This is a genomic window from Sphingomonas sp. YR710, from assembly GCF_900101455.1.
Taxonomy (GTDB): Bacteria; Pseudomonadota; Alphaproteobacteria; order Sphingomonadales; family Sphingomonadaceae; genus Rhizorhabdus.
Window position 1 is genome coordinate 67,039 of record NZ_FMZJ01000007.1, and the last position, 11,947, is coordinate 78,985.

Annotated in this window: 9 protein-coding genes; all 9 read right to left on the reverse strand. The window is 66.5% G+C overall.

The features are described 5' to 3' along the window. Positions 1-117: 117 nt before the first annotated feature. Positions 118-3,174: a CHAT domain-containing tetratricopeptide repeat protein gene (locus tag BLS13_RS10085; RefSeq protein ID WP_093451819.1), complete on the reverse strand. Its 3,057-nt coding sequence runs from the start codon at positions 3,172-3,174 to the stop codon at positions 118-120. Next, entirely contained in the window at positions 3,174-4,988 is a 1,815-nt protein-coding gene (locus BLS13_RS10090) for a M48 family metalloprotease (protein WP_093451820.1), read from the reverse strand. The genes BLS13_RS10085 and BLS13_RS10090 overlap by 1 nt, the downstream gene beginning before the upstream one ends. Before the next feature lie 45 nt (positions 4,989-5,033). After that, on the reverse strand, positions 5,034-5,432 hold the full coding sequence (locus BLS13_RS10095) for a hypothetical protein (protein ID WP_256325801.1): 399 nt from the start codon (positions 5,430-5,432) through the stop codon (positions 5,034-5,036). 140 nt (positions 5,433-5,572) lie between these two features. Continuing rightward, positions 5,573-6,121: a DUF3617 domain-containing protein gene (locus BLS13_RS10100; RefSeq protein WP_093451822.1), complete on the reverse strand. Its 549-nt coding sequence runs from the start codon at positions 6,119-6,121 to the stop codon at positions 5,573-5,575. Between the two features lie 172 nt (positions 6,122-6,293). After that, positions 6,294-7,037, reverse strand: a complete 744-nt coding sequence (locus BLS13_RS10105) for an HAD-IIB family hydrolase (protein WP_037526323.1) — start codon at positions 7,035-7,037, stop codon at positions 6,294-6,296. Positions 7,038-7,158: 121 nt separating this feature from the next. Beyond that, the gene (gene npdG / locus BLS13_RS10110; RefSeq protein ID WP_093451823.1) at positions 7,159-7,818 is read right to left on the reverse strand and encodes an NADPH-dependent F420 reductase; all 660 of its coding nucleotides are present in this window, start codon (positions 7,816-7,818) and stop codon (positions 7,159-7,161) included. A 57-nt stretch (positions 7,819-7,875) separates the two neighbouring features. Continuing rightward, complete coding sequence (gene cofH / locus BLS13_RS10115; protein WP_256325816.1) at positions 7,876-10,179, reverse strand: 5-amino-6-(D-ribitylamino)uracil--L-tyrosine 4-hydroxyphenyl transferase CofH; 2,304 nt, start codon at positions 10,177-10,179, stop codon at positions 7,876-7,878. Between the two features lie 252 nt (positions 10,180-10,431). Beyond that, entirely contained in the window at positions 10,432-11,325 is an 894-nt protein-coding gene (locus BLS13_RS10120; RefSeq protein WP_093451827.1) for a diacylglycerol/lipid kinase family protein, read from the reverse strand. A 30-nt stretch (positions 11,326-11,355) separates the two neighbouring features. After that, positions 11,356-11,940: a phosphatase PAP2 family protein gene (locus BLS13_RS10125; RefSeq protein ID WP_093451828.1), complete on the reverse strand. Its 585-nt coding sequence runs from the start codon at positions 11,938-11,940 to the stop codon at positions 11,356-11,358. Positions 11,941-11,947 lie beyond the last annotated feature (7 nt).

Consider the following 11,947-nt stretch of genomic DNA (forward strand, 5'->3'; position numbering starts at 1 on the left):
ATCCGATGCCAGACTAGAGTATCGCGCCGGGAAGCGTTTGCCCTTTTACAGAATCTGAAGGGCATGGTGCAAACACATCATATTGCGAAGCGACGATAAGACAGGCGCGCAGGCCGATCACCGATCGTCATTGCCGATCACGGTGAACGGCGCCCACGCCGCCGGCCAGGCCCAGCTCTCCCGCCAGCCGGGCAGCGGCGTACCATCGGCGCGACGGCCGGTGCGGACCGCGCGCATCGCGACCTGCAGCGCGGCGGCGCGCGGCAATCCGGCCTTGCGCGCGACCAGCGTCTCGACCGTCAGCGCGGCGGTGGCATCGTCGGCGACGCGCCAGCGGCTCGCGAGCAACGATCCCGCGCCGGCATAGAGAAACGCGCGGCCGAGGCTCGACAGGCTATCGGCACCCGGCGTGCCATCGGCCGAGGCGGTGTTGCACGCCGACAGGATCACCCAATCGGCCGACAGGTGCATGCCCGCCACTTCGGATGCCGACAGCACGCCGTCATCCTCGGGTGAGCTTTTGTCGGGCGGGGTGAAGGCGAGGCCGGGTTCGCGCAGGCCCTCGATCTCGCCGGGCAATATGCCATGGGTGGCGAAAGCGAGGATGCGCGCGCCGCTCACCGCCGGATCGGAGCGGACCGATGCTTCGGTCGCGGCCGTGCCGAGATGGAGAGTCGCCGCCGGCACCTGCATCGTCGTCGCCATCGCCTTCAGCTCGACCTCGGTGCCGGGCAGCGGGCTCAATTCGCGCAATGTCGCGAGATCGGCGAGACCCTGACCGGCGCTGTCGACCGGCTGCGGAATCCGGAGGAAGGTATCGAGTTGGCGATCGGAGCCCGCAGGCCCCACGAAATGCGGCGCGCCATAGCCGACGAACGGGGTTGCCCCGGTGCCTCCGCTGACGGCCGGCATGACGGGTGTTACGCGCAGCACCGAGACCGCGGGCAAGGTGCTGATCGCATAGCGATCGCCGAACCAGAGCGTGCGCTGGAGCACGGCCGCATCGTCATCCTTCTCGCCCGCAACCGGCGGGGCCACCGGCAGCAGGCTGAACGGCAGTTCGGCCAGCGCGCCGCCGGTCACCACGAACAGGCCTTTGACGCCCTTCAGCGCCGGCTCGACCGGCGCGACGAGATCGCGGTAGAGGCCGAAGGCCGCGGCACGATCGAAGGCCGGCCAGCCGCCCGCACGATCGCCGCAGCCCTGCGGATCGAGCTGGCAGCGCAGCCCGTGGACGGTCGCGGCAACCGGCGCGGCGGCATTCGCCTGCCGCGACCAGACGATCGTCCGCGGCCCGATCGCGAAACTGTAGAGATCACCACCCGCGGGCACGATCAGCAACAGCCCGGCGTGGTGATCGAGCCGCGCCTGCGTGGCAGCGAGCGGCAGACTATCGGAGCCGATCAGTCGGGCATAATCAGGGAAGGCCGTCTTGAGCCGGCGGTCGGCATCGGCGAGATCGCGCGCCGCGCCGTCGAGCTTCGCACGCGTCTTCGCGATCTGCGCCACATCGCCCTGCACCAGCTGGCGCAGCAACCGCGCATCGAGCTCGGCGGCGAGATCGGACAGGACCTGCTGGCGGCGCACAAGCTCGCCGAGCGGCCCCGGCCCTGCCGCCGTCCGCGCCGCCGTCCGCGCCATGCTGCGCGCCGCGGCCGAAATCGAGAGATCCTGCGCGGCGAGGAAGGCTTCAGCGCGCAGGCCCGCCGCCTCGCTCGGGGCCTGCGCGGCGCGGGCCCAGCTCGCGCGGAGCAGCGCCGCGAAGGCGCCCGCGAGCGGATCGAAGCGGCTGGCATCGGTCGCGTCGCGGCCCGCCGCCTGCTGGGTGCTGCCGCTGTCACGGGCGTCACCGATCCGGCCGAGCCGACGGCGGCGGGCGATGTCGGCGGCCTCGCGCGCGGCCGCCACGGCATCGGCGGTGCGCCCGACCGCGAGATAGAGATCGGCCTGATCGATCAGCGCCTCGGCGAGCGCGGGATGATCGGGCCCGAACGCCGCGCGCCGCGCCGCCACCGCCTGCGCGTAAAGCGGCAGCGCGGCGTCGAGCTTGCCCTGCGCGGCGAGCACATGACCCAGCCGCAGCTGCGCGGTGGCGATGTCGGGATGGCCGGCGCGCAGCGCGGCGACGCGGATCGCCAGCGCCTGTGCCAGCATCGGCTCGGCCTCGGCCGCCCTGCCCTGCCGCTCAAGATTGACCGCGACGTTGGACAGGCCGATCGCGGTGATCGGATGGTTTGGCCCGTACACCGTCTGCCAGATCGCGAGGGCCTTGGCATAAAGCGGCGCGGCGGCGGCATAATTGCCCTGGCGGTTCAAATTATGCGCGGCATTATTATAACTGGTCGCCGCCGCCAGCCCCTTGCTATCGATCGCGCTGCGGATGGCGAGCGCGCGGGCATAAGCCGGGGCGGCATCGGCATAGCGCCCCTGCCCGTCGAGATTGAAGCCCAGGTTGTTATAACTGGTCGCCACCGCCGGATCGTCGGGGCCCAGCTCGGCGATCCGCACCGCGAGCGCCTGGCGGTACAGCGGCTCGGCCTCCAGCGGACGCCCGAGCGCATCGAGATTGGCCGCGACATTGCTTTCGATCAGCGCGAGATCGAGATCGCCGGGCTCCCACCCCCGCGCGATCGCCAGCGCCTTCGCATAAAGATCGCGGGCCTCGGTGAAGCGGCCCTGACGCCCGAGCGCGAAGGCGAGATTGTTATAAGCGAGCGCGGCCGGCCGGCCGCTCGCGCCCTTCGCCAGCGCGCGTTGCAGCGCGCCGCGATAGAGTGCCTCAGCCTCGTCATATTGCCCGAGCGCCTGCAGATTGGCGGCAAGGTTGGACATCGCCTCCGCCGTCAATGCGTGATCGGGGCCAAGCTTGCTCAGGAAAATGCCGAGCGCCCGGCGATAGAGCGGGGTCGCCTCGGCAAGCTTGCCCTGTTCGACCAGCCAGCCGGCGATCAGCGACAAGGTGCCCCCCACTTCGGGATGATCGGGGCCTTTGCTGCGCTCCTCGATCGCGAGCGCCGCCTGGCCGAGTGCAACGGCATCGGCCCAGCGCCGTTCGGCGGTGGCGGATTGCAGCCTGTCCTCGATCCGCGCGATGTCCGCCGCCGGATCGGGTGCCGCGAGCGCGGGGACGGCGCCGGCAAGTGCGAGCGCGAGCGCGAAGGAGCGGCGCGCCATCAGCCGCCGAACGGCAGCTTGATGCCGAACGGGCTCGCCTTTTGCTGCGCCGCGGGCATCGCCGCCTTGCAGCGTTCGGTGATATAATCCCGGCCCTTGATCGCCATGCACGCGCTATAGTCCGATTGGGCGGCGGTGCTGTCGCCGGCCGCGAGATCGCGCTTGATTTCGATGCTGCGGAAGTGATCGGGATCCTTGAAGCGGCTCTTGCCCTCAGCGATCAGCGCGTCACTGTCGCGCACGTCGCCATTGCCGAGCTCCATCTCGGTATAGGTTTCGTAGAGCTGGAGATTCTGGACGCCGCTGCCATAGCGGCCGGCATCGAAATAACTTGCCGCCACCGGGACATTACCCTGATCGCGCGCGGCCAGTGCTGCGACATAGTTGACGAAGGTCGGCGCCGAACGGCTCCCCGCGCCGAGCGCGCGAAGCTGCGTGGTCGCGCCGGCATAATCCTGCGAGAAATAGCTGCCGCGCGCCCTCATATAGGCATTGCGGGTCGCGATCGCGCGGCCATAATCAGGCCTGGCCTTGATCCGGGCGACCAGCGCGCCGGTATCGATCGGCGGGTCGGCGGTCGGATAGCCGGCTTGGAAATAGGCCGCGAGGCCGTTGCGCCGTTCCTCCGGCGGCAAATGGGTATCGCCGCCCAGCGACTTGGTGATGCCGCCGAGATTGTTGAGCAAAGCGCCGCCCGCGCTCTTGAGCAGGCCCGATCCCAGGCCGCCGATGCCGCCGCCGCTCATCAGGCCGGCGGCCCCGGTGCCGGCGAACCCCTTCATCGCTTCGCCCATGCTCTTCTGGACGGCTTCGGCGGCCTGCTTGCGTTTGTCGCGCGACGCCTTCTCGGTCTCGAACGCCTTTTGCAGCCGCGCGAAGACATTGGCATAGCTGTCGATCGTCATATTGCTGCGGATCAGCAGATCGACCGCCAGCGCGTCGGCCTGATTTTCCTGATCGCGATTCCACGAAGGCGCGAAAATGTCGTCGACCGCGAAGCGCAGCGCCTCCGCGACGGGCGCCGCATGGCGGGCACCCGCCGCCATCCCACCCTGCGCGCTGGAGAGCATGTTGGTGCCGCCACTGTTCTTCATCGCGCTGACCGCGCTGCCTGCCTGCCAGGCGATCGAAACCGCCTGGGTCGCGTTCCTGGCGCCCGCGATCGTCTCGGCCTTGGTGAAATGGCCGAGCAGCAGGTGCGAATATTCATGCGCGAGCACGAATAGCACTTCGGAATCCGATTGGGCGGCCTCGATCAGCCCCAGCGACACGATGATCGTATTGTCGGGCAAAGCCTGCGCCTGATAGGCCTCGTCGGCGCGGAACAGGATTTTTGGCGTGCGTTCGAGCGGCGCATAGGGCCAGGCTTTGGCAAAGGATTCGAGCACCGGCCGCAGTTCAAGTTCAAGCGCGGGGATCGCCATCAGGTCCATCCGCGCCGAGCGGGTGTTCATCACCTGCGCCGACAGCCCCATCGATCCAGCCGTATCGCCTGCCCCGGCGCGCATCTTCTGATTGTTGGCGCAAAGATCAGCCGAATTGAGCGTCGAAATATAGGGCGCCTTGTCGATCGAGAATTTGCCGCGCGCCTTGGCGTCGACCTTCTTCACCGCTGCCAGCGTGCCGGGTGCCGGCGCCGGGCAACCGGTGAGCGGCACATATGGCGCATCGGGAAGCGCCATGACGGCGGGCGCGGAAGCAACCGGCGCCGCCGTCGGCACCGATCCGCCACCCTTTTTTCTGGGAGCGGCATCGACCGGCGGAGCCGCCCCCACAGCGGCCGCCACAACGACCAGAATTACGCCGTTTCGCACCTCAATACCCTCCAGCTATCCCCCCGGACGCCCGTTGCTTCCCCCTTATTTCGCTCCACTTCCCGCGCAGCCCAGCCCCAGCGACTGCTGCAACCCATCCTCTTCCATCTTGGCGAATTTCATCGCATTGGCATCGCACTTGATCGCCGAAATGTCCCCGACATAGTCGACCGTCGAGAGCCGCAGCCAGACGAGCTTGCCGTCGAGCTGAATCCCCGCGAACCCGGTCCTCGCGCGGATCACCTGCGCGCCGGGCGAGCCCACCGCCGGCATCGATGCGACCGGCACGTCGCGAACCTTGATCCCGGCATCGTCGTAAATCGGCAGCGGATCGCGCTTATAGGCCTTGATTGCCGGCGCTTCGGCCGCACTGCCAGCAACCGGCATGGCCACCGCCACGCCCAGCAGGCTGATCATGAAAAGGCGCGCTATCCGGTCGGCCATCGTCCCATCCTGTCTTGGCTGCCCTTCGTTATACGGTGCGAAGGGCCGCCGGGTTGCGCCCTCGGCAAAGGCAATCGCGTCGATGCCGAAGTCTAAGACTTTTCGAACCTAGCGCTGTGAGCACCGTCACGGCGGTACCCTCAAGGATGCGGCGGTTCGAAGCCCTTGGCGCCGATGTGCATCTTCATGCCGTTCGGGCCCATCACATCACCCGGCACCATCCCGCTTGGGCAGGCGCCGGTCCATTTGCCATCCTGCACCGATTGGGACTCGGTCTTGCCCATGAAGGGCGGTGAAAAGCTCGTATGGCTTTCGGTGTGGAAGGCGGTATCGCCCTGATAAGTGACCACCGAGTTCGTGGTCATCGTCGATCCGCCCATCTTGCACACCGCCTGGGTGGTTGCGACCGCCCCGCTCACCTGCGTCGCCATTTTCGAACACATCGACTTGACCATGCTATTGCCCATTCCGGTCAGGTTCGCCTGCGTCGACCGATCGATGCACATCTTCGTCTGGAAGCTCTGCTTGCCATGCATCTGGGTCATGACCCACAGCCCCGGCTTGGAAAATGGCGGCGCGGCAGCGATGGCCACCGATCCGGCCGCCAACACGCCGGATGCCAACAACAGGCCGCGGCCGGCGGCAATGACAGAGCGATGTCGTGCGGAGCCAGGAAGGTTTCGGATCATGGGAGGACCATCCTTTTGAAAAACAATGGCTATGCCAATCATCTCAAGCGCATTGTCGATGCCGGTCGCCCACCGGCTGCGTTCCTGACTCGTTAACTATCATGGATACCGAAGCCGGGCGAGACTGTTGATGTGCCCGGCTTTACGGGCATTTAGTATTACGTCCCCGAAACTACTTCTGGCAGGCGACGATTGCGGCAATGACCGACAATGTTTCTTCGGGATCGCGGACACGGACGGTATCGAGGCCGAGTTCTTTTGCCGGATAATCATTGCCGCCCGGAAAGATCGCATCGCCGATGAACATCATCGCATCGAGTGCGATGCCGCTGGCCGCGCTCAGCTTCTTCAGGCCGTAAGCCTTGTCGACTCCTTCGCGGGTGATATCGATCGAGGTTGCCCCGCCCATGTTGATCGAAAGGCCAGGGAGCCGCTGACGCAGATCGGCCTGGATGATCCTGCGCTTTGCGAAATCGGGATCCCAATGCTCCTTTGCCCCGATCGGCGCCTGCTGGCCCAGCGCCGAAAAGGTGATCTGGCTGCCGCGATCCTCGATGCGCTCGCCCCAGGTCTGTTCGGGCACGAAGCCGGTCGCCACCAGCGCGGCATCGAACGCCGAAAGAATGGCCGCTTTCTGGGCATCATCGAACAGTTCGGCATAGATTGGCTGCCAGCCGCCATCATGCCGATAGAGCTTGGTGCCCGTCGTCGGCATCAGCCACAGCCGGCTCGCATCGGCGCGATCCGGCAGCCGGCTGGCGACCTGCTTGTCGAACTGGGGCCAGTCGCCGCCGGAGATCACCGCGACATGCGCGACCTCCAGCAGATCGGCCAGTGCCTCCGCCATCGGCTCGCCGAGCGGCTGCTTGCTTTCGGCGAGGGTTCCGTCGAGATCGAAGGCGACCAGTTCTTTCATTATCGCTCCTGAATATCACTGAATAAGCAAAGATGGTGCCGGTAGCGGTGACGACCGGCGGTTCGCAACACCCTTCAGTGGATCAGCGCCATTTTGGTTCCGTCTCCGACCGGCTGCGACCCTATGCCTCCGGATCGATGAGGTCACCGGTGATGCGGATGCCGGCGCCGTCAACCTTGTAGGTCTTGTTGAGGAAGATCAGGATCGAGGTCAGCGCCTCAGCCGCCGCCGAATTGGCGAGTGCACCGGCGTGAAGTCCGCGCAGACCCGCGGCATTGGCAAGGCCGACGACCACGCTGCGGGCGGCCTTGTCATCGCCGAACACCAGCACGTCGCAGCCGATATCGGCATCGGTTGCCAGCTTGTGCGCGGCGACATTGTGGAAAGCCGAGACCATCCGCACATCCTCACCCAGCATCCCCTGCGCCCGCACCGCGGCCGATCCCTCGGGCGGGAGCTGCACACGCATCACCTTCGGCGGCACCAGCGGCACGGTGGTATCGACCACGATCTTGCCGCCGACATGCGGGGCGATATCGGCCATCGTCGAAGCCTGGGCCGCGAACGGCACCGTCACGATCACGACATCGCCGGCGGCCGCCGCATCCGGGTTGCTCATGCCCCGTGCGCCATGGCCGATCGCATCGGCGGTCGCCTGGGCGCTTTCGGCCGAGCGCGAACCGATGACGATCGCGATGCCGGCCTTGGCCAGGCGCCCGGCAATGGCTGCGCCAAGCGCGCCCGTGCCGCCGACGACGGCGACGATCTGCTGGTTTTCCATGATGATTGCTCCTGTTCTATGCTGTGCCACCCGCCCCGCGGGCAGGCCGGCGAAGGATTATTGGGCGTCGATTGGCTCTGGCGAGGCAATCTGCCCGTACAAGGTCGTGCGCTGCCGCGACGGCCGGCTAATCGACGCGGCGAGCGCCACCATCTCGGCCGGGCCATATTCCTGACCATTGATGCCGCCGGCCGCCCGCGTGATCGATTCGTCCATCAGCGTGCCGCCCAGATCGTTGGCGCCGGCGTTCAGGATCGCGGCGGCGCCATCGGCGCCGAGCTTGACCCACGATACCTGGATGTTCGGAATGATCGGATGCAGCACGATCCGCGCGATCGCGTGCATCAGCACGGTTTCGCGGTAGCTGGGGCCCGAGCGCGCCTTGCCCTTGCGCCACAAAGGCGCCTCCATATGGACGAACGGCAACGGCACGAATTCGGTGAAGCCGCCGGTCTCCTCCTGCAGCGCGCGGATGCGCAGCAGATGACGCGCCCAGTGGCGATATTCATCGACATGGCCGAACATGATCGTCGCGGTGGTACGCAGGCCCACGGCATGAGCGGTGCGCATCACCTCGATCCATTCGTCGGCGCTGACCTTGTCGGGACAGATGATTGCGCGCACTTCGGGATCGAGAATCTCGGCCGCCGTGCCCGGCAAGGTCGACAGCCCGGCCGCCTTCAGCCGACTCAGGAAATCCTCGAGCGGCAGGCCCAACGTCTGCGCGCCATGCGTCACCTCGAGCGGCGAGAAGGCGTGGATGTGAATATCGGGCGCGGCGGCACGAACGGCGTTCAGGACATTGAGATAGGTGTTGCCGTCATATTCGGGATGGATGCCGCCCTGCAGGCAGACCTCGGTCGCCCCGCGTTCGACGGCTTCAGCCGCGCGTCGGCCGACTTCTTCGAAATCGAGCTTGTAGGCCGGCCCGCGCATCTCGCGCGTGCTGCCCTTGGAAAAGGCGCAAAAACCGCAGCGATAGAGGCAGATGTTGGTGTAATTGATGTTGCGGTTGACGACATAGGAGACGATATCGCCCGCCATTTCACGCCGCAGCCGATCGGCAAAACCGGCGATCGCCACGACATCGTCACCATCGGCGCGAAACAGTGCGATGATATCCCGCTCGTCGAGCCGATTGTCGGCCTTCACCTTGTCGAGGATCTCCGCAATCCGGGGCGACGGTTCCTGTAATCCGCCGAGGCCGATCAGCGGCACCACATCGCCATGCCCGGGGAACCAATCGTCATTCCGCGGCAGGCCGCGCGCATCGATCGCGCGACGCACCCGCGTCACCAGCCCGGCATCGAGCCACTGATCGGCGTCGAGCGCATAAGCCGGCCCGATCGCCAGTCGCTGGGTGAGCAACCGCCCCGCCGCCTCGGTCGCATCGGCAAGCAGTTCGAGATGCGGCCACGGCGCCTCGGGATTGACATGATCGGGCGTCACCGGGGAGACGCCGCCCCAATCATTGACGCCGGCGCGCAGCAACGCCGCCAGTTCATCGGGGCGATGCAGGTTCGGCGGCGCTTGGATCGTCATCGCCGGGCCGAGGATCAGCCGTGCCATCGCGATCGTCCACAGATGCTCCTCGAGCGGCGGTTCGGGATGATCGGCCATCTTCGTATCCGGCTTCGCCCGGAAATTCTGGATGATGACTTCCTGAATATGCCCGTATTCGGCGTGCAGATCGCGGATTGCCACCAGCGCCTCGATCCGCTCCAGGCGGGTCTCGCCGATGCCGATCAGCAGGCCGGTGGTGAAGGGTACCTTCGCCCTGCCCGCAGCTTCAATCGCCGCCAGCCGCAGCGCCGGCGCCTTGTCCGGCGATCCGAAATGCGGCCCGCCGCGCACACCGAGCCGATCGGACGCCGTTTCCAGCATGATCCCCATCGACACCGCATGCGGGCGCAGCGCCGCATAATCTTCGGCATCCATGAGCCCGGGATTTAAGTGCGGCAGCAGCCCCGTTTCATCGAGCACCGCACGCGCCATCGCACCGAGATAGGAAAGCGTCGTCGCATGGCCGGCGGCATCGAGCGCATCGCGGGCCGCGGCATATCGTGCTTCGGGCTTGTCGCCGAGCGTGAACAGCGCCTCGCGGCATCCGGCCGCCACACCCGCGCGGGCGATGGCCAGAACCTCGTCGCGGCTGAGATAGGCGTTACCGACATGGCCCGGCGTCGTCGCGAAGGTGCAATAATGGCAGACATCGCGGCACAATTTCGTGAGCGGGATGAAGACCTTGCGCGAGTAAGTGACATTCCGGCCATGGGCGTCGAGCGTCGCCGCTTCGGCCACCGCCATCACTTGCCCGAGCGGCACGCGCTCGACATGCGATGCGATGTCGCCTGGCGACATTGTCCTGAACTCTTCGAGCATATTCGTCACCACGCATCTCCTTGCCGTCGCAAGGCCCTTCCCATTCCGTCGCTAGCCCCCGCACCCGACTCCGGCCCATCGATGCCCGCCTCCCGAGGGCGTTCGGACAAAGCGGCAAATCCCGTGCCCTCCTCGATCGGATCAGGCAACGGATTTCCACATTCACAATCTGGTAGATAGGGGCATTTTGATATGCCGCTGTGTATTCGGCACCCAAATTGCTGCCCAGGATCAGGGGGCGACGACGTTCAACGCACCCGGCTCGATGCTGAATCGCAGCGGTGATTGCAACCGCAGCAGCTCTCCGTCCAGCGCAATCTCGATCGAACTGCCGGACGACCACACCGTCAGCGCCTCGCAATCGCCGATCGCCACGAAATCGCGTTTCCGATCGGCCCGGCCTGCCAGCGCGCGCAGCGCAAACCAGATGAGACCTATCCGGGAGCGATGCGCGACCGCATAAACGGACAATTTTCCGTCGGACAGCGATGGTCGCCGACCGACTTCACCCGCGTCGAGCGCGTAATGATTGTTGCCGACGAACAGCAAGGGTGTGACCAGGGGCTGCGCGCCGGTGCCCATGTCGACGTGCAGCCTGTGATGCGTCAACCGCGAGAGCACCTGCCATGCGGCCGGAACCGTCGCCAGCCATTTCGGCCAGCCCGTACGCTCGCGGGTGTCATCCCGACTGCGGACCATCTCGGGATAGACGCCGATCGAGGCATTGTTGACGAAGCGGCGTCCGTTGACGTCACCGACGTCGATCGCGACCGCCCGACCATCAACGGCGAGCTTTGCAGCCGCATCTATTTCCGCCGGAACACCCAGATCGCGGGCAAGGTGGTTGAGCGTACCGAGCGGCAGCAACGCGATTTCGGTATCGGTTCCGCGCGCGGCCTCCGCCGCACAGGCCATGGTGCCGTCGCCGCCTGCGACCACCACCCTTCCGTGCCCGGCCAGACGGCGAAAGGTGTCGGGAATGTCCGCGCCCTCGATCAGATGAAGATCGATCGCCGTCCCGGCCTTCGCAAACGCCGCCGTCAAGGTATCGGCAAGGGCATCGCCGGCCGCGGCAGCAGCGCCCCCGGCGCGGTTCACGATCAGCGGCAGCGGAGAGTCAGTCACGGTGGCGTAACGGCCTCGCCCGAAAAAGGTTCACGGCTTTCGGTCGGCAAGCAATATTGCGCCGCCCGTCCACAGCAGCCCATATCCCCAGCCGGCCAGAACGTCGCTCGGCCAGTGGACGCCAAGCCCGATCCGGCTCAGCCCGACAGCCCCAGCAAAGCCCATCGCGGCGGCCACCCAGCGCGGACCACGGTTGAACGCGATCACGAGCGCAACGCCCGTCAGCATCGCGCCCGCGCTGTGCGAACTCGGGAAGCTCGCCGAATCGACGAGCACCAGCCGCTCGACCAGCAGCGGACGCGGACGATGGACTGCGATCTTGATCAGTTCGACGAGAATCCGTCCGCTGGCGATGGTCGCAAACAGCCAGATTGCAACGCGCATTCGGCCCGTCATCGCCAATCGGGCGATTGCCAGCAGCCCCACGGGAATCAGCGCTGCCGCCCCGCCGATTCTCGTCAGAACAATCGCAATCGGGGCATAGGGACTGGCGGGATCGAGCCGCATAAGATGATAAAGTTCGTCATCCCATCGGGCGAAGCCGCGCCACAGGCACAGGTCGGCCACCAACAGAATGATGCCGAATATGGCGAGCGGGGCCGCAACCGGCCGCATCGCGGCC

What these genes read in the sequence shown, in the direction of transcription:
- BLS13_RS10125 (WP_093451828.1), bottom strand. Translation starts at nt 11,940, where the DNA reads ATGCGGCCGGTTGCGGCCCCGCTCGCCATATTCGGCATCATTCTGTTG.
- BLS13_RS10105 (WP_037526323.1), bottom strand. Translation starts at nt 7,037, where the DNA reads ATGAAAGAACTGGTCGCCTTCGATCTCGACGGAACCCTCGCCGAAAGC.
- npdG (WP_093451823.1), bottom strand. Translation starts at nt 7,818, where the DNA reads ATGGAAAACCAGCAGATCGTCGCCGTCGTCGGCGGCACGGGCGCGCTT.
- BLS13_RS10100 (WP_093451822.1), bottom strand. Translation starts at nt 6,121, where the DNA reads ATGATCCGAAACCTTCCTGGCTCCGCACGACATCGCTCTGTCATTGCC.
- BLS13_RS10085 (WP_093451819.1), bottom strand. Translation starts at nt 3,174, where the DNA reads ATGGCGCGCCGCTCCTTCGCGCTCGCGCTCGCACTTGCCGGCGCCGTC.
- cofH (WP_256325816.1), bottom strand. Translation starts at nt 10,179, where the DNA reads ATGTCGCCAGGCGACATCGCATCGCATGTCGAGCGCGTGCCGCTCGGG.
- BLS13_RS10095 (WP_256325801.1), bottom strand. Translation starts at nt 5,432, where the DNA reads ATGGCCGACCGGATAGCGCGCCTTTTCATGATCAGCCTGCTGGGCGTG.